Genomic DNA, 17,605 nt, shown 5'->3' on the forward strand with positions numbered 1-17,605 from the left:
CCTGCCAAACGATGACTCACGGGGTGGCCATGCTATTCACTGATCGCGTTCGGGGGCGGAATGTCTCGTAGCACGGACGGCGAACCAGACCCGTTCATCTCTTTTGTACGCTGAAGTTCCATATCAGCTACTTCCATACGATCTCCAGGAGGTCCTGCCGAAACAGCCCGCGCTGGGCTCCGCCCTTGCCTGCCCCGCTGATCACCACGGCTTCGATACTCCTCCTGATCTCCTGCCGCCTCATGTCCACGGTGTAGTTCTCCCAGTCGCGAACGATGCGGGCAGCCGCCGTGCCCGCCCGGACGACTGTCTCCGAAAGAGCCGAGACCTTTTCCCTGGTATCCCGTTCCTTGTCCTCCAGGCGACGGATCTCGCGGGCGAATTCGCGGAGAGAAAACAGATCGTCGGCCCGGAGTTGCCGGGCCTCGGCCTTGTCCGCCTCGATCTGCTCCAGTGTCTTCTTGGCTCCGGCCAGTTCGAGGTCTTCGTCCGAGGCGGGCTGTGCACGATGCGATTGCCCCTTGAGGTTGTCGAGAAACGCCTTCTCGACGTACTCCTCCGCCGGAGGGCCGCTGCGGGACAGACGGCCGCACCCGCCGTTCGCCGTCCTGCACACGTAGTAGTACCCATACCGCTCGGAGCTGGGAGTGCCCTTCGCGTACACGGCGGAGTGGAGGCCGCTGCCGCACTTCGCGCAGCGTGCGATGCCGGCCAGAAGTCGTTCGGTGACCGTGGTCCCGGCCCTGCGGCCTCTTCCTGTGTTCTTCCGGGCGTCCAGAACGTCGATCAGCTCTCCCCACTCCGCGGGTGTGAAGATCGGATCCCATCGCCCGATGACGGGCGTACCGTCCGTGCGCTCGACGAGATGTTCGACGGGGTCCACACGGCCGGACCGTTCTCGGACTTCCTGGGGGACGTAGGCGCGGTAGCCGCACAGGCGAGGGTTTCTCAGCACGTACCTGACGCTGCTGTATCCGATCGTCTTGCCCGCCGGCGTCTGCGGGCTGCGGATGCCCCGTGCTGTCCACTCCTTGTGCAGCGTCGCGATCGTTTTGCCGTCGACCACGTCCTGGCGTGCCTGCCGGAGGAGTTCGGCCTCCTGCTCGTCGAGACGCTCGGTGTCTTTCCAGCCGAAAGCCCGCTGCCCCTTGTGCGGCTTGCCGTCCGTGGCGTCTGCGAGCTTCTGCCGGGAGATCCTGCGTGCGGCGTCCGCGGAGAACTTGTTGGCGATGGCCACGTAGATTCGGGCCTGGAAACGCCCGTCATCCGTGGTCAGGTCGTACTCACCCGCGGTGGTGCCGAAGATCATCGGGCGGCGGGCCTCCTCGTAGATGTCGATGAGGCGTTCGAGGTCGCGCGGCTGTCGGGCGATGCGATCGATGTTGTACGCCAGGATGCCGCTGATCAGGCCATTCCGGAGGTCGAGAACCATCTCCTCGAAGTCCTTGCGCATCACGCGTCGCTTGTACGCGGAGGTGTCGTTGTCCTCGTAGATGCGGTGAATATGCGCGCGCCTGGCCTGTGCCAGTTCGTAGACGTCCTCGCGCTGGCGGACCACTCCGTCGCGGCCGTCGCGGCCGTCGCCCACATGTCCGACGTCTGAGATTCGGGCGTATCCACCCACTGTGAGCATTGTCATCTCCCCCGTGCGGCTGCCAGGAACGGTTCTGAGCCTAGGTTTTCTGAGCGTGTGACAGGCCCGGACGTACGGTTTCGAACTCCAAAGGGTGATTGCACCGACCTGGTGGACCTTCCCCTGCCGTAACCCGACCGGGCTACAGCGGATGCGGGGTGCCGCCCCACGCGTGAACCTTCCCTCAGGAGGTTTACGATGCGTTCACTGCCCCTCACGTTCTGTGCCGCACTGGTGGCCGGGACGATAGCCCTTCCGGCGTCCGCGGCGTCGGCCGATTCCAGAGGCGACGACCCCAGGGAGGGGAAGCGGCCGGGCACGGTCTCGGTCAGCCCGTCCCGTGTCTCCCCCGGTGGGGAGGTGGAGCTCCGGACCGACGCCTGCGGCAAGGGCAGGTCGGCCCGGGGCAGCTCCGAGGCCTTCGCTTCCGAGGCGCGCTTCGAGCCGGCCGAAGGCAAAGGCCTCGTCGCCGGGGCCCGGATCCGCTCGGACGCCGCACCCGACACCTACGAGATCCAGGTGACCTGCAAGGACGGCCACGGCAAGGCCACCGGCACGGTCACCGTCGGCAGGCACAGCCCTCCCTCACCCGTCGCCCCCGTGCGGGCCGGCGGCGGAGGGACCGCGGCGCTCGCCCAGGACGCGGCGGCCGGTGAGGGCCCCGGCACCCGGCACGCGTTGCTCGGCCTCGCCCTGGGCGCCGTCGCCGCGGTCGCCGTCGCGTTCCGCAGCGCCCGACGCCGCCGCCCGGCGCAGCACTGACATGGCGGCCCCTGACCGCCCCGCCGGGACCGGACGTCTGCTGACCGGTGTCGCGTGGGCCGTACTGCTGCTGGGACTGTGGCTGTGGGGCCGTGCGGCCACCGCGGGCAACTCGGCCCCGACGACCGGTGATGTCGCGGCGGTCGGCCGCCCGCTGGGCGTCCCCCTGCCCCCCGCGCACGATCCGCTCGACGGCGCGACGCCGCAGCGGGTCGAGATCCCCTCCGTCGGGATCGACGCGGACATCGTGCGGCGCGGTCTTGACGACGAAGGGGCGATCGAGCCCCCGCCGTTCGACACCCCGGGCGTGGTCGGCTGGTACGGCGGGGGCGCCGAGCCCGGCACGAAGGGCGCCGCGCTCTTCGTCGGCCATGTGGACACCGAGACGAAGCCCGCCGTGTTCTACGGGCTGAGCGCCGCGAGACCGGGCGAGAAGATCCGGGTGGACAGGTCCGACGGGAAGGCCGCCGAATTCACCATCGACGACGTCCAGGTCTTCACCAGGGAACGCTTCGACGCGCAGAAGGCGTACGGGCCCCGTGAGGACGGGCGGGCCGAGCTCCGGCTGATCACCTGCGGCGGTACGTACGACCACGCGTCCCATGCGTACACCGCCAATGTCGTGGTCTCGGCGTACCTGACGGCGGAAAAGGACACGGAAAGGGACGCGGAAGAGGACGCCGCGAAGGCCGGGAGTGCCGCGAAGGCCGGGAGCGCCGCGAGGGGCGGCGCCTGAAGCGGGCGGTGTCACCTGGCCCGGCCGGCGCCCGCTCCCCCTCGGAGCCGCCGGCCGGGCCGGTCCTCCACCGCGGGTGTCCTGGCCGCGGGAGTGACCCGGGCACGACGCGGGAGGCCGGGGCGTTCGTACTGGGACGACACTGTAGGCGGCCGGCGCCCGTGCCCCGGACGGATTTTGGCAGGATGTCCGGATCCGGGCGGGGCGTCCGGGGCCGGGACCGCTGTGCCAGGATGGCTCCGACCGGCAGTGCACCGGTACCAAGGGGGAGTGGATGTACGGCAGTTACACCGGACTGAAGGCGGGTGCCGCGGCCGGTACGGCGGCGGTTCTGCTGCTGTTGGCCGGGTGCTCGTCGTCCGGCGACGGAGACGGCGACGCCGGGGGGAAGGACGCGCCGGCCGAGATCGGCCAGCGGCCCAAGGGCGACGACCCGTACTGGGTCAACCCTGACGGGAACGCCGCGCGTCAGGCCGCTTCCTACGCGAAGGACGGCGAGAAGGAGAACGCCGAGCTGATCCGGAAGATCGCGGAGCAGCCGGTGGCGGAGTGGCTCACCCCGGACAATCCGCAGGAGGCGGCGAAGGGCTTCACCGAGGCGGCCGAGCAGGCCGACCGGGACGCGCTGCTGGTCCTGTACAACATCCCGCACCGGGACTGCGGTCAGTTCTCGAAGGGCGGGGCGGCGGACGGCGACGCCTACCGGACATGGCTGGACGGCGTGGCCAAGGGCATCGGGGACCGCCGGGCGACGGTGATCCTGGAGCCGGACGCGCTGCTGCACCTGGTGGACGGCTGCACGCCCCAGGAGTTCCACGAGGAGCGGTACGACCTGCTGAAGGGCGCCGTCGAGCGTCTGAAGCAGCAGCCTGCGACGACGGTGTACGTGGACGCGGGCAACGCGGGCTGGCAGTCGCCCGACGCGCTGTTCGGGCCCTTGCAGCGGGCGGGGATCGCGGAGGCGGACGGCTTCGCGGTGAATGTGTCCAACTTCCGGACGACGGCCGCGAGCACGGAGTTCGGCAAGCAGCTGTCGGCGAAGGTGGGCGGCAAGCACTTCGTGATCGACACCAGTCGTAACGGCAACGGCCCGTACGACGGGGGCGACCCCGCGGAGAACTGGTGCAACCCGCCCGGCCGTGCGCTCGGCGAGTCCCCGACGACGAAGACGGGCGACGAGCTGGTCGACGCGTACCTGTGGATCAAGCGTCCGGGGGAGTCGGACGGTGACTGCAAGGGCGGGCCGAAGGCCGGCGACTGGTGGCCGGAGTACGCACTGGGGCTGGCCCGCGCCACGAAGTAGGCGGGCCGGCCCCAGGGGGTGGAGAGCCCCGTGTCAGGGGATCTCCACCCACATGCCCTCGGAGGGTGTGCCGTCGGCGTCGGTGACGAAGAGCATGTACCAGCCGGACGGGGCCAGGGCCTTGTTCTTCGGGACGGTCACGCTGATGCTGTCGTCGGACTTCTTCAGGTCCAGCGCGATCGACCGCTGGTCCGTGTCCGTGACATGGGTGACCGCGCTGGGGCGCATCAGCTTCGCCGAGGTGATCGACGAGGCGTGCTGTGTCGTGAACAGCCCGGTGCCGCCCCGGGAGATGCGCTTGGGACCCGCGGTCAGCTCCGGGCGCCCGTCGCGGTAGAGGTACGGCGGGGTGTAGATCTCGATGCGCTGCTCGAACGTGCCGGGCCGTGTGTTCGCCGCGTCGGCGTACAGGGAGTCGGAGCCGAAGATCATGACCCGGCCGTCGGGCAGGAGCACGGACCCCGAGTGGTAGTTGCGGCCCACCGCCGGGTCGGCGACCCGCTTGTAGCTGTCCGACTTCGCGTCGTAGAGACGGGCCTGGAGGATGTTCGAACCGCCGCGGCCCCGGTAGTCGTTGGAGCCGCCGGTGACCAGCAGGGAGTCGTCGGGCAGGAGGGAGGCGCTCGGGTAGCGGGTGCCCTCGGAGAGGCTTGCGCCGTCCGTGAAGCGCGGGTCGTCCTTCGTGAGGTCGACCAGCCGTGACTTCTCGCTGGACTTGTCGGACTCACCGACGCCGCCTCCGCCGATCACCATGAACTTCTCGTCCTGGGCCGGGGGCAGCCGTACGGTCGCCGATGTCTCCATCTTGTCCGGGTCGCTGAGGCCGGGGATCTTCTCGAACTTGTTGGTGTCCAGGTCCCAGACGCCCGGGTCGCGGCCCACGTCGGCGGGCCCGTAGCCGGCGTTGGAGCCGGAGTAGAAGAGCTTGCCGTTGTTCATGAGGAAGATGGCGGGATAGGTGGGGAACTTCCGGACGATGCCGGTGTAGTTCCACTTCTTGGTCTCCGGGTCGTAGATCTCGTCCTTGCCCGGCACGATCTGCCCGATCTCGTCAAGACCGGACAGGGAGAGGATCTTCCCGTCCTCCAGGGTGGTGAGCGTGGGATACCAGCGGGCCTCGTTCATCGGGTCGACGGTGATGTACTTCTCGGCCACCGGGTCGAACTCGTAGGCGTCCTTGATGCCCTGGAAGTCCTTCTTGTCGAGGGCCAGCTTCTGCGCGATCCCGTAGACGTTGTGGGCGTCGGAGCCGGAGAGCCCCGATATCCGGTAGTTGTCCTCGGTGCCCGTCTCGTACTTCGCCCCGGACTTCTGTGCCTCGACGTAGATCCGGCCGAGCCCCGGGTCGTTGCGCAGGAACGCGCCGGTCTCCTTGTCGAAGACCTTGGTGGCCTTCTCCACCAGCACCGGGTCCTTCGTGACGAACGACTTTCCGTTGGCCTTGCCGGTGAAGCGGGTGCCGGCGGGCAGGGTGATCGGCTTGTCCGGGTCCTCGTTGTGGACGATCATCAGGCCGCCGGCCTTGGTGACGTCGCCCTCCAGCTTCTCGTACCGCTTCGTGCCGCCGGCTATGAGGAGCTTCCCGTCCGGCAGTTGGGTGTGGCCGGCGCAGAACATGTCCTTGGGCGTGGGGATGTTCTTGTAGGTGTTCTTGTCCGGGTCCCACAGCACCGAACGGAAGCTTTTCGCGTCGAAGTTCTTCTGGTTGTTGCCCGAGCCCGCGACGAGCAGCACCTTGCCGGTGTGCAGCAGGGCGGCGTGGATTGTGTTGATCTTGAACTCGGACGGGATGTCGAGGAAGTCCCAGTGGCCGTTCTCCGCCTTGTAGTCCGGCCGGTTGATGGCGTACGTGTGGTAGCGCTCGGTGGCGAAGCGGTACACCCAGGGGCCGTTCGCCCCCACGAGCGCCAGAACAACCGCCGTACTGATCGCCAGGCGGCGGGTACGGCGGCTCGGACGGTACTTCATCGGTTACGTCCCCCAAGGGCGATCTGCATGGTGTCTTCGTTGCTCGCCCAGGACTCGGGCTCGGGCCCCGGTACGGGCTCGGGTGGCGGCGAGGGTGGTCCGGCGCGGCGCTTCTTCCGCTCGGCGCGGACCGTGTACCGCCAGCCGATGATGGGAGCGGCGGTGATCAGCAGCGCCAGCGAGGCCCAGGTGACCATCGCCGGGTGGCTGTGTCCGAGGACGTAGGACGCGATGATCGAACCGCCGAAGACCAGGATGAAGAAGAGGTGGATCCGGAAGGTGCCGAAGAGGGTGTCCGGGCTGGACGAGTCCCCCTTGGGCGTCACCACGAAGGAGCTCTTGCGGCGCAGCACGGCGTCCAGCAGGGAGCGGGCGTAGATCGGCGCGGAGAGCGCGGACATCGCCATGCCGGCGAGACCGCCCGAGCCCTCGGGTTCGTGCGGCGAGACGTTGTGGCGGCGGTTCCAGACGTAGAGGCCGACCTGGAGGGCCGTGGCGTTGCCGTAGAGCATCATCCAGATCACCGGGTCGATCTGGACGCCGGACGCACCCATGCCGAGGAACAGGGCGCAGCTCAGGGCGGCGAGTATCCAGTTCATGGCCGACATCGGATAGAAGATGATCATCATCGTGTAGTTGAAGAGCTTGCCCACCGGGAGGGAGAACCAGCCCTTCCAGTACTGCTTGAGGATCGTCTCGTAGGTGCCCCGGGACCAGCGCAGCTGCTGGGTGAAGAAATCGGTCCACGCGGCCGGTCCCTCGCCGACGGCCAGCACGTCGGGGGTGTAGACCGAGCGCCACTTACGGCCGGTGAGCGGGTTGCGGTGGCGGTGGATCTCGAAGCCGGTGGCCATGTCCTCGGTGATCGAGTCGTAGAGGCCGCCGATCTGCTTGAGGGCCGAGATCCGCACGGCGTTGCTCGTGCCGACGAACATCGGGGCGCCGTAACGGTTGCCCGCGCGCTGGATCAGCGCGTGGAAGAGGAACTGCTGGGACTCGGCGGCCTTCGTGACGAAGGTGTCGTAGTTGCCGTAGACCTGGGGGCCGATGACGAAGCCGATGTCCGGGTCGCGGAAGTAACCGAGCATCCGCTCCAGGTAGTTGGGCAGCGGCACATGGTCGGTGTCGACGGAGGCGAAGAAGTCGTACGCGTCACCGTGCGCGTCGAGCCAGGCGTTGTAGTTGCCGTGCTTGGTCTTCGCCCGGTGCGGGCCCTTGGCCTGGTTCCAGTGGGCGACGCCCTTGCGGGAGAAGTGGTGCACCCCGAGCCGGGCGCAGACCTCCTTCACGGCGGGGTCGTCGCCCTCGTCGAGCAGCCAGACGTGCATCTGTCCGCGGTGCCGGATCCGCACGGCGGCCTCCAGCGTCTTCGTCACCATCGCCAGGGGCTCCTTGCCCGGGACGAAGGAGGTGAGGAAGGCGACCTTGGTGCCGCTCTCCGGTATGACGGGGACCGGGTCGCGGGCCACCAGGGTGGCGTGCGCGTTCGACAGGACGTTCATCGTGCGGAAGAGCTCGATGAGGCCGATCGACACCAGCATCACGACGTCGAGGACGAGCAGCGTGTCGTTCTTGAGGTTCGGGTCGCGTTCCGTCCAGTGTCCCGGCTGCATGAGCCAGACGAAGAGACCCAGCGAGACGAGGGGTGCGGCGCCCAGCAGCAGGGCCGCGCGTATCCGGCGGGTCTCCTGGGAGAGGAGTGAGCGGTAGCGCACGGTGTACGGCCGGGAGGCGTCGGGCTGGGTCAGAGGCCCGGCGAGCCGGCTGTAGTGCTCGTAGTCGTAGCGCGGCAGTGGCTTCTTCGCCTGCCGTCTCGCTCTGCCGGTGCGGGGCTGCGGAGGCAGCCGCAGCTGAACCGTGTGGGCAGGGTCGTGGTGCTGCCGGTCGCCTGACGGCGTCGACGTCATGGTCATCCCCCCGCACGCAGCAACTCTGCGTGAATTCTGTCCCTGCGTACGCCTGCGAGATCCCCCACCCCGCGAGTAAGCCGATCGGTGTTCCCCCGGCCGGGAGCCCCGTGGACCTCCGGACGACACCAGGTCAGGTTGTCCGATACGCGGCGTGAACGCAAGGGCGAAACAGGCTGTTTACCCGTCATACGTGCGATTTGAGGGAATACCGTGAACGAGGCGCGCAGGGGCGGCGAAAGGTGCTCGGGGGCGCTCCGGCAGCCAGGAGAGCACGAGCGAGGCCCCTTCACCTGTGGTGAAGGGGCCTCGCTGCTGCGTGCGCCGTCAGGGACTCGAACCCCGGACCCGCTGATTAAGAGTCAGCTGCTCTAACCAACTGAGCTAACGGCGCCTGCTGACCTGGAGAACTTTACCCGATGTGGGGGAGTGCTTCCGACCAATTCCTCTCCGGTACGGCCTGTCGGATGGTCGTTTTTTCTCTTTAGTCCGTCACCATGATGTATGCCGGGAAAGTTGATGTACGGAAGATTTGCGCGCCTGCCCAGGGGAAGAGGATTCGCATGACTGTGCCGGTCTTCGAGGAGTACGAACCCACCGCCGACTGTGGATGTCCGGGCTGCGCGCAACGCCGCCGCACGGCCGCCGCACTGCCCGTACGCCACGGCGGGCACCCGGCCGCACACGGTGCCCGGCGGGCGCTGGTGCTGGCCACCGCGGCGGGGATGGTGCTGACCTGCGGGGCGGGCCAGGCCGCCGCGCACGCCGTCGGACGCGCCACCGGGGGTGCCGCGGCGGTCGATCCGCAGCCGGTCACCCCGCAGGGCCAGGTCGGGCCGCTGAACAGCGACGGAGCGTCCGGGCCGCCCTCCGCCCCGGACACGGCGCCGCGCACGACGACCAGGACCGACATCATCGACCGCGCCAAGAAGTGGGTGGCGGCGAAGGTCCCGTACAACATGGCGGCGTACTGGTCGGACGGCTACCGGCAGGACTGCTCGGGCTTCGTGTCGATGGCCTGGAACCTCGGCACCAACGAGTGGACCGGCAGCCTCGCCGCCTTCGGGACGAAGATCGCCAGGGCGGACCTGGAGCCGGGTGACATCCTCCTCTTCCACAATCAGGCCGACCCCGCGGTGGGGTCGCACGTCACGGTCTTCGGCGGCTGGACCGACAGCACGCACACCCACTACGTCGCGTACGAGCAGACCCGCCCGAACACGCGTAAGGCGACGACGCCGATGGCGTACTGGAGCAACTCGTCGAAGTACGTGGCCTACCGCTACAACGGCATCGTCAGTGGGGCGAGCGGCAGCGGCTCGAACACGGCGTTCCCGGGGGCAGGGAAGTTCGGCCCCGGTGCGAACAACGCGTACGTGACCCAGCTCGGGAAGCTGCTCATCGCGCAGGGCGGCAAGCGCTTCTACGCGGTGGGCGCGGGGCCGCGCTGGAGCGACGCGGACAAGCGGGCGACGCAGGCGTTCCAGCAGGCGCAGGGCTGGAAGGGCAAGGAGGCGGACGGCATCCCCGGCCCCGACACCTGGAGCCTGCTGGTCAAGGGCACCGGACACCGGATCCCCGCCGCCACCGGAGCCGGCGGCAGCCCGAACCGGGCCGTGGCGTACCCGGGGCCGAGCCTCTTCCAGCCGGGGCGCTCCAGCAGCCAGGTCAAGCGCCTCGGCAGCCAGTTGGTGAAGAAGGGGTACGGCACGCACTACGTGACCGGGCCCGGCCCGCGCTGGACGGAGGCGGACCGCCGCAACGTCGAGGCGTTCCAGCGGGCCCAGGGGTGGAGCGGCAGCGCGGCCGACGGGTACCCGGGGCCCGAGACCTGGCGGCGGCTGTTCGCGTGACGGGTGAAGCGACGGAACGGACATGACGGAGGCGGCAATGCGGTCAACGGAGAACGTACGGGGCGAGTGGGACGAGCTGGGCGAGCGCGCGGCGGGGGACGCACGGGACACACGGGTGATCGTGCCCGGCCCCGGTGTGGGGAGCGCGCAGGGCGGGACGCCGGGTGAGGTGGCGCCGAAGGCGCCGGTGGTTGTGGGGCCGGTGGTGGGTACGGCTGCTGTGGAGGACGACATCCCGGCGGATCTGGGCCCGGCGTTGGACGCCGTGGCCGGGGTGGGCCGGACGGCCGCCGCCACGGGCCCCGCCGGGGATCCGACAGGGCTTGGCCTGGGGCCGGATCTGGGACTGGGGCTGGAGCTGGGACCGGGTGGCGAGCGGGAGTCGGGGCGGCAGGCGGAGCCGGAGCCGGCTACGGGTCCGGCGGACCTGGGCCCTGGCCCGTCGGCGGTGATGCCGCCGGAGTCGGGCCCGGCGGACCGGGAGCCGGTGCGTGGCCCCGAGCCGTTGGAGCCGGGGCAGCTCAGCGGCTCCGCTGACCTGGAGCTGGACCTGGAGCTGGACCCGCCGGCGGCATCGGTGTCGGAGTCCGGTCCGGTGGTCCTGGACCTGAGCCCGGCCCCGGAACCGGACCGGGAACTCGGCCTGGAACCGGACCGGGAATCCGGCCTGGACCTGGACCGGGAACTCGACCTGGACCTGGACCGAGAGCCGATGCAGGGCCCCGAGCCGCTGGGGCCGGAGCAGCTCACCGGCCCGGTGGGACCGGACACGGACCCGGGGCCCGGCCCGGAGCCGTTGGAGCTCGGGCCGGACCTGGGGCACCGGCAGGAGCAGGCGCAGCAGCCCGAGCAGGTCCTTGCCCTCTCGGGTGAGGGCGGCGTGGAAGTGGAGCCGCCCGCAGCCGGTCCGCAGGGCTGGGCCTGGGGTGAGGCGCCGGATCTCCGGAAGGCGGACGCCACGGACCCGGGCGCTTGGTGGGGGGCGGGGCGCAGGCAGCCCGTCATCACCACGGAGACCACCGCGCCCATCCCCGTACATCTGCTCTTCCGCGACGACGACCGGGACCCACCGCCCCCCGGTGGGCCGGGGATCCCGGGCGGCAGCACGGCCACCGGGACCACGCGGCGTCCGCCCCTGCCGCGTTCCCGCCGGGCGCCGCAGCGGCCAACCAGGCCCGCGCCGCTCGCCGACCCCCGGCTCACCGAGCGGCGGGGACCCGAACTGCCCGGCTGGGCCGCGCTGTTCACCGCCGCTTCGGCGGCGGTCGCCGGACTCGGGGTGCTGGGATGGCAGGGCGCGCTGCCCGCTGCGGTGACCGGCAGGCTCGGGCTCGGGGTGCGCGCCTACGACGGCATCGGCACCGTGGCCTGGGCGCTGCTCGGGCTGGTGGTGGCGGTGGTGCTGTTCGCGCTCTGCGGTCTCGGCCGGGGCAGGTCCGGACACGCCTCGGTGCTGACGCTCTTCGGTGACTACCGGGGCAGCGTCCGGCGCACCGGTCTCCTGTGGATCTCGCCGCTGCTGCGGCGCCGCCGGGTCGACGTACGCCTGCGGCACTGGCGGAGCGAGGCGCTGTCCGCTGTGGACGCGAGCGGCACCGCGCTGCGGGCCGTGGTCCTCGTCGTCTGGCGGGTGCGGGACACGGCGCGGGCCACGCTCGGTGTCGCGGACCACGAGCGGTATCTGCGCGACCAGGTGGAGGCGGCGCTGGCCCGGGTCCTCTCGCAGCTGCCCGCCGACGCCTTCGACGGGACCACCCGCACCCTGCGTGACGCGGAGGCGGTGGGCGACGCGCTGACGCGCATGGTGAAGGCGGACTGCGTGCCCGTCGGTATCGAGGTCTACTCCGCGCAGCCGACCGCGATCGAGTACGCCCCCGAGGTCGCGGCGGCGATGCGGAGGTGTCGGGTCGCGGCCATCGACGCGAAGCACCGCGACGGGGTGCTCACCGCCGTGGTCGACGCGGTGGACGACACGGTCGGACGGTTGACGGCGCGCGGCATCGTCGAGCTCGACGCCTACGAGCACAAGGCGCTGGTCAGAGATCTGACCGTGGCCTTCTACACCGGCCGGGGCGGCGCGGACGGTGTCTGACCGGCTCCCCGCACACCGGAGCGCCCGCCGAAACCCGAGCCACATTGGTCTGGACATGTTCATGACGCGTCAATAATCTGGAACTTGGTCTAGACCGCATGGGCGGTGTCTGGTCTATACCGCACGTTGCGCGCAGCACGGTTCGGATCATCCCCAGGACATCCCCCACGTTCTCGAGGAGCGACACAGCATGCGGAAAAGGGCAAGCGCGGCGGTCATCGGTCTGGCGATTGCGGGCGTCTCCATGTTCGCGACCAGCAGCGCCAGCAGCCACGGCTACACGGACTCACCCATCAGCCGGCAGAAGCTCTGCGCCGAAGGCACCGTCACCGGCTGCGGCAGCATCCAGTGGGAGCCGCAGAGCGTCGAGGGCCCCAAGGGCTTCCCGGCGGCAGGACCGCAGGACGGGCAGATCTGCTCCGGCGGGAACAGCGGCTTCGCCGAGCTGGACGACCCGCGCGGCGGCGACTGGCCCGCCACCCAGGTCACCGCGGGGCAGGACTACAGCTTCCGCTGGCAGTTCACCGCCCGGCACGCCACGAGTGACTTCAACTACTACATCACCAAGGACGGCTGGGACTCCACCAAGCCGCCGACCAGGGCCGATCTGGAATCGCAGCCCTTCCTGTCGGTGCCGTACAACAACCAGCAGCCGCCGGCGACGCTGACCCACCAGGGCACCCTGCCCCAGAAGACCGGCAAGCACCTCATCCTGGCCGTCTGGAACGTCGCCGACACGGCCAACGCGTTCTACGCGTGCTCCGACGTGAAGTTCTGATCATGCGGCGCTGATCCGGCGCGGCACGACGCACCGCGGCACAACGCACAGTGGGTGGTCTCCGGAAGGAGACCACCCACTGTGGTGTCTGTGCGCCGTCAGGGACTCGAACCCCGGACCCGCTGATTAAGAGTCAGCTGCTCTAACCAACTGAGCTAACGGCGCCTGCTGACTCGAAAATAATACCTGGTCCTCGGGGGTGCTGATGACACCGGCCATGGCGGGGCCGCAGCGCGGGCAGGAGAGTGCGGGCCCGCCCCTGACCTGCGGGCCCGCACGGGTACATATATACCGTTCCCGTGCGACGGGAGCTCTACGAGGTACGGCTCACAGGGCCAGCGACAGGAGCACCGGGGCCGCGCGCCTGTTCAGCGTGGCGGCGGCGGCCCGCAGCCGGTGCGCGTGCTCGATCGGCAGGGACAGGGCCAGGCATCCGGCCGACGAGCCCGCCGTCAGCGGGACGGCAGCGCACACCGTGCCCACGGCGTACTCCTGGAGGTCGAGCACCGGCACCGTCGCCGGCTGGCTGTCCAGCTTGGAGAAAAGCACCTTCTCGCTCGTGATCGTCCGCGAGGTCAGCCGCGCCGTCCGGTGCCGGGCGAGATGGTCGCGCCGGCCGTTCTGGTCGAGCTGGGTGAGCAGGCACTTGCCGATCGCGCTGGCGTGCGCCGCCGAGCGGAAGTCCACCCACTCGTTGACCGCGGGGGTGCGGGGCCCGTCGGCCACCTGCGTGACGCGGATCTCCCCGTCGACGTAACGGCTGACGTACACGGCAGCGCCGACCGAGTCCCGCAGCTGCACCAGCGTCTGCTGGAGCTTGGCCTCCAGGGTCCGCCTGCGGGCGGTGCCGGAGCCGAGTTCGATGAGGGCCGCGCCGACGATGTAGGCGCCGTCGGTGGTCTGCTCGACGTATCCCTCGCGGCGCAGGGTCGACAGGAGAGGGGTGAGGTGTCCCGGCGGCAGTCCCGTCTCCCGGGAGATGCGTGCCTCGGTCACCCCGCCGCCGTGCGTGGACACGGATTCGAGCACCCGCAGGGCGTACTGCACCGAATGGAACGGCGCCTTCGGCTCGGGCTTCAACGCCACGGTTCCCCCTTCGGGACCTCTGCCAGGTTGTGACCGCACGCTCGCGACCCACGATAGCCGTCAGGGCCTCGATGGGGAGGGGCCCCGGGGGAGTTGATGGTGCGCCCCGGCCGGCGGAGCCGGCCGGGGCGCACCATCGCGGCATATGCCGAGGTCACGGGCTTTGGATCAAAGCCGAGGTCACAGCACCGCGTTGAGGAATTCGCGGGTCCGTTCATGCTCGGGGTCGGTGAATATTTTCTCCGGCGAACCGGCTTCCACGACCCGTCCCGCGTCGAACATCAGGACCTTTTCCGATACGTCACGGGCGAAGCTCATCTCGTGGGTCACGCAGAGCATCGTGATGTTGGTGTTCCGCACGATGTCGCTGAGCAGCTCCAGCACGCCCGCCACCAGCTCCGGGTCGAGCGCCGACGTCACCTCGTCGAGCAGCAGGATCTCCGGCCGCATCGCCAGCGCGCGGGCGATGGCGACGCGCTGCTGCTGTCCGCCGGACAGCTGGGAGGGGTGGGCGTCGACCTTCCCGGAGAGCCCGACCAGGTCGAGCAGCTCCCTGGCGCGGGTCTCCGCCTCGTCCTTGTCCATGCCGAGGACGTTGACGGGTGCCTCGGTGATGTTCTGGAGCACCTTCATGTTCGGGAAGAGGTTGAACTGCTGGAAGACCATCCCGATCTTCTTCCGGGACTCCCGCAGCTCCTTCTCGCCCGCCGGCTTGAGCACACCGGACGGCGTCCGCACGTGCGAGAGGGGTGAGCCGTCCACCCAGATCACACCGTCGCTGACCTTCTCCAGCGTCATGAGCAGCCGCAGGATGGTGGTCTTTCCCGAGCCGCTCGGCCCGATCAGCGTGACGTGCTCGCCGCGCTGCACGGTGAAGTCCAGTTGGTCCAGGACCACATGGTCGCCGTACTGCTTGACGACCTTGTCGAAACGGACCAGCGGCTCGGCTCCTGCCGCCTGGGGCTCCCCGGCCGCGTCGGCGGCCTCCTTCTTGAGGTTGGCGGGTTCAGTGGCCAAGGCGCTTCTCCAGCTTTCTCATGAGCAGTGAGGTGGGGTAGCTCGCGACCAGGAAGATGAGTCCGGCGAGCGTGAACACCTCGGTGTACACGAAGTGGTCGGCTCCGTACTTCCGGGCTTCGAAGACCATCTCCTGCACCGTGATCACGGCGAGGAAGGGGGTCTCCTTGAACATCGAGATCGCGTAGTTGCCGAGGGCGGGCAGTACGTTGCGCACCGCCTGCGGCAGGATCACGGCCTGCCAGGTACGCCGGGGCGACATCGAGAGCGCCCGGCATGCCTCCCACTGTCCCTTGGGGACACCGTCGATCCCGGCCCGGTAGACCTCGGAGGTGTACGCGGCGTAGTGGATGCCCAGCACCACGATGCCGACGGTCAGCGGTTCCACGGAGCTGAAGACGGCTGCCGCGCCCACCAGCTGGACCAGCAGCGGGGTGGAGCGTACGAACTCCGTCAGCACCTTCACCGGCACGGTCACGAACCGGGAGGGCGCGCGGCCGGCCACCGCGACGGCAAGACCGAGCACCGCGGCCACGAGCGTGCCGAACACGGTCGCGAGCAGCGTGATCTTGAATCCCTGGAGCAGCAGAGGAAAGGCGTCCCCGACCGCATCCCACTGGAATGACTGGTTCACCGGGCACCTCCCGCTGTGGCGGCGGCTTCCGCCGTGCGTGTCTTGAGCAGGCTGCCCGCATCGGTGTGCATGCCAAGACGGCGCTTGGCGCTGCGCTCCAGCATGTTCATGAGCAGCGTCAGCGCGTAGGCGAGGATGAAGTAGACGACCAGCAGGAGCACGTAGGTGAGGAGGGTTTCACCGGTCAGGCTGCGGACGTGCTCGATCGCGGTCATCAGATCGGCGGCGGAGATCAGCCACAGCAGGGGCGTGCACTTCAGCAGCTGGATCAGCAGGTTGGTGAAGGACGGGATCATCTGCACCCAGGCCTGGGGCATGATCACCTTGCGCATGCGGTGGAAGGGCGTCATGTTCAGCGCCACGGCCGCCTCGTACTGGGCGCGGGGCACGGAGTTGATGGCGCCGCGCACGATCTCGGCGCCGTACGCGCCGTAGTTCAGGCCGAAGGCGACGACTCCGCAGAGCAGCGGGGTGAGTTCGTAGCCCGTGAGGGACGGCATCGCGTAGTAGAGCCAGAACAGCTGGATGTAGAGCGAGGTGCCGCGGAAGAACTCGACGACGATCCGGGAGGTTCCCCGCGCCAGGAGCAGCTTGCTGCCCGCGGCGAGGCCGAGGACGAAGGACAGCAGCAGGGCGACCAGGGAGCCCAGCACCGTCGCTTCCAGAGTCACCCACAGGCCGGACCTGATCTGCGGGAACTCTTCGCCGAGTATGGAGAAGAAGTCACTCATACGGTGGAGTCCGTCCTTGTCAGCCCTTGCACAGGTCGGCCGTCTTCAGCGTGGCCGGCGGGATCTCCGTGGCGCCGAAGCCGTACGCCTGGAGGAGCTCCACGTAGCGGGACTTGTCCGAGACGATCTTCTTGAGCTCGCGGTTGAAGGAGTCCCGCAGGTCCTCGTTGCCCTTGCGGAACACCGCGCCGCCCGGGGAGTACTGCTTCGCGCCGTCGACCTCGGGGACGAAGGGCTCGGTGACCTCGGTGTCCGGGTTGGTCTTCGCGAGCCAGCGCAGCGAGATGCCGGTGAGCAGGAACGCGTCGATCCGGCCGCCCTTGACGGCGTCGGCACCGTCCTGCGGCTTCTGCAGCGACTTGATCTTCCCCTTGTCGATGCCCGCGCCTTCGGCGTACGAGGCCTCGACCGCACCCGACATCACACCGACGGTGATCCCGGCCTTCTTCGCGGACGCCAGGTCGGTGACGTTCTTCGGGTTGCCCTTCTTCACCATCAGCGCCGTGGGGGAGATGAACTCCGGCTCGGAGAAGATGGCGTTGGCGCAGCGCTCCGGGGTGATGGCCATGCCGGCGCTGACGACGTCGTACTTGCCCGCCTGGAGCCCGGGGATGAGGCCGTCCCACTCGGAGAGGGTGGGCTTCAGCTCGTCCACACCGAGCGCCTTGAAGATCTGCGCGTGCAGGGCGGGGGCCTCGCCCTTGAGCTCCTTGCCCTCCATGAAGCCGTACGGGGCCTCGTTGGCGTACGCGACACGGACGAAGCCCTGCTTGCGGAGCTTGTCGAGAGCGCCCTCACCGTCCGATGAGCCGGCGTCCGTCTTGCTGCACGCGGAGAGCAGGCCGGGGACGACGAGCAGACCTCCCACAGCGGCCGATCGATTGAGGAAGCCCCGACGGGACAGGTGAGGGAAGTCAGCCATGGTTCGCAATCTCCTGGAGAAATCGGGGTGTCGAACAGTCCGGACAGGGTGAGCACCTTCCCTGTTCAGGATGTCTATGCAGGGAGCCGCTGCCATGTAACCGAACAGTGGCCGGAGGGTGACCTTCCCGTGTCACGGCATGGGCGCAGCGCGACGAGGGGTGTGCGGGGCGTGCTCCTCCTC

Annotated in this window: 14 protein-coding genes and 2 tRNA genes; 6 read left to right on the forward strand and 10 right to left on the reverse strand. The window is 69.4% G+C overall.

Annotated elements, in window-relative coordinates; all coding sequences use genetic code 11:
• Nucleotides 1-127 precede the first annotated feature (127 nt).
• Complete coding sequence (locus tag OG623_RS22555; protein WP_406148774.1) at nt 128-1,639, reverse strand: recombinase family protein; 1,512 nt, start codon at nt 1,637-1,639, stop codon at nt 128-130.
• Nucleotides 1,640-1,831: 192 nt separating this feature from the next.
• Between OG623_RS22555 and OG623_RS22560 the strand changes: the two genes are divergently transcribed.
• The 3 genes from OG623_RS22560 to OG623_RS22570 all read left to right on the forward strand — a co-directional run bounded on the left by OG623_RS22560 (nt 1,832) and on the right by OG623_RS22570 (nt 4,434).
• The gene (locus tag OG623_RS22560; protein WP_406148776.1) at nt 1,832-2,395 is read left to right on the forward strand and encodes a hypothetical protein; all 564 of its coding nucleotides are present in this window, start codon (nt 1,832-1,834) and stop codon (nt 2,393-2,395) included.
• 1 nt (nt 2,396) lies between these two features.
• Nucleotides 2,397-3,131, forward strand: coding sequence for a class F sortase (locus OG623_RS22565; protein ID WP_406148777.1), 735 nt, complete (start codon nt 2,397-2,399; stop codon nt 3,129-3,131).
• A gap of 274 nt (nt 3,132-3,405) precedes the next feature.
• Entirely contained in the window at nt 3,406-4,434 is a 1,029-nt protein-coding gene (locus OG623_RS22570) for a glycoside hydrolase family 6 protein (RefSeq protein WP_406148779.1), read from the forward strand.
• Between the two features lie 33 nt (nt 4,435-4,467).
• On the opposite strand, the gene OG623_RS22575 is transcribed toward OG623_RS22570, so the two are convergent.
• The 3 genes from OG623_RS22575 to OG623_RS22585 form a co-directional block, all read right to left on the reverse strand.
• Complete coding sequence (locus OG623_RS22575) at nt 4,468-6,402, reverse strand: galactose oxidase-like domain-containing protein (RefSeq protein WP_406148781.1); 1,935 nt, start codon at nt 6,400-6,402, stop codon at nt 4,468-4,470.
• Nucleotides 6,399-8,309, reverse strand: a complete 1,911-nt coding sequence (locus OG623_RS22580) for a glycosyltransferase family 2 protein (RefSeq protein WP_406148783.1) — start codon at nt 8,307-8,309, stop codon at nt 6,399-6,401. Before OG623_RS22580 ends, OG623_RS22575 begins: the two co-directional genes overlap by 4 nt.
• Nucleotides 8,310-8,629: 320 nt before the next feature.
• Nucleotides 8,630-8,703, reverse strand: a tRNA-Lys gene (locus OG623_RS22585).
• A 169-nt stretch (nt 8,704-8,872) separates the two neighbouring features.
• Between OG623_RS22585 and OG623_RS22590 the strand changes: the two genes are divergently transcribed.
• The 3 genes from OG623_RS22590 (at nt 8,873) to OG623_RS22600 (ending at nt 13,032) form a co-directional block, all read left to right on the forward strand.
• Entirely contained in the window at nt 8,873-10,162 is a 1,290-nt protein-coding gene (locus OG623_RS22590) for a peptidoglycan-binding protein (RefSeq protein ID WP_406148785.1), read from the forward strand.
• A 22-nt stretch (nt 10,163-10,184) separates the two neighbouring features.
• A complete protein-coding gene (locus tag OG623_RS22595; RefSeq protein ID WP_406148787.1) occupies nt 10,185-12,254 on the forward strand; it encodes an SPFH domain-containing protein in 2,070 nt (689 codons plus the stop codon).
• 190 nt (nt 12,255-12,444) lie between these two features.
• Nucleotides 12,445-13,032, forward strand: a complete 588-nt coding sequence (locus OG623_RS22600; RefSeq protein WP_406148788.1) for a lytic polysaccharide monooxygenase — start codon at nt 12,445-12,447, stop codon at nt 13,030-13,032.
• 91 nt (nt 13,033-13,123) lie between these two features.
• Here the strand turns inward: OG623_RS22600 and OG623_RS22605 are convergent.
• From OG623_RS22605 to ehuB, 6 genes are all read right to left on the reverse strand, one after another.
• A tRNA-Lys gene (locus OG623_RS22605) sits at nt 13,124-13,197 on the reverse strand.
• 162 nt (nt 13,198-13,359) lie between these two features.
• Nucleotides 13,360-14,118 carry an IclR family transcriptional regulator gene (locus OG623_RS22610; protein ID WP_406148789.1) on the reverse strand — a complete coding sequence of 253 codons (759 nt, stop codon included), beginning with the start codon at nt 14,116-14,118 and terminating at the stop codon, nt 13,360-13,362.
• 180 nt (nt 14,119-14,298) lie between these two features.
• Complete coding sequence (gene ehuA / locus OG623_RS22615; protein ID WP_406148790.1) at nt 14,299-15,135, reverse strand: ectoine/hydroxyectoine ABC transporter ATP-binding protein EhuA; 837 nt, start codon at nt 15,133-15,135, stop codon at nt 14,299-14,301.
• Nucleotides 15,125-15,769, reverse strand: a complete 645-nt coding sequence (gene ehuD, locus OG623_RS22620) for an ectoine/hydroxyectoine ABC transporter permease subunit EhuD (RefSeq protein WP_406148791.1) — start codon at nt 15,767-15,769, stop codon at nt 15,125-15,127. Before ehuD ends, ehuA begins: the two co-directional genes overlap by 11 nt.
• On the reverse strand, nt 15,766-16,500 hold the full coding sequence (gene ehuC / locus OG623_RS22625; protein WP_406148792.1) for an ectoine/hydroxyectoine ABC transporter permease subunit EhuC: 735 nt from the start codon (nt 16,498-16,500) through the stop codon (nt 15,766-15,768). The genes ehuD and ehuC overlap by 4 nt, the downstream gene beginning before the upstream one ends.
• 19 nt (nt 16,501-16,519) lie before the next feature.
• Nucleotides 16,520-17,422: an ectoine/hydroxyectoine ABC transporter substrate-binding protein EhuB gene (ehuB, locus tag OG623_RS22630; protein ID WP_406148793.1), complete on the reverse strand. Its 903-nt coding sequence runs from the start codon at nt 17,420-17,422 to the stop codon at nt 16,520-16,522.
• Between the last annotated feature and the right edge of the window lie 183 nt (nt 17,423-17,605).

Origin of the sequence: Streptomyces sp. NBC_01012 (assembly GCF_045162755.1) — a bacterium.
In the GTDB taxonomy this organism is placed as follows: domain Bacteria; phylum Actinomycetota; class Actinomycetes; order Streptomycetales; family Streptomycetaceae; genus Streptomyces.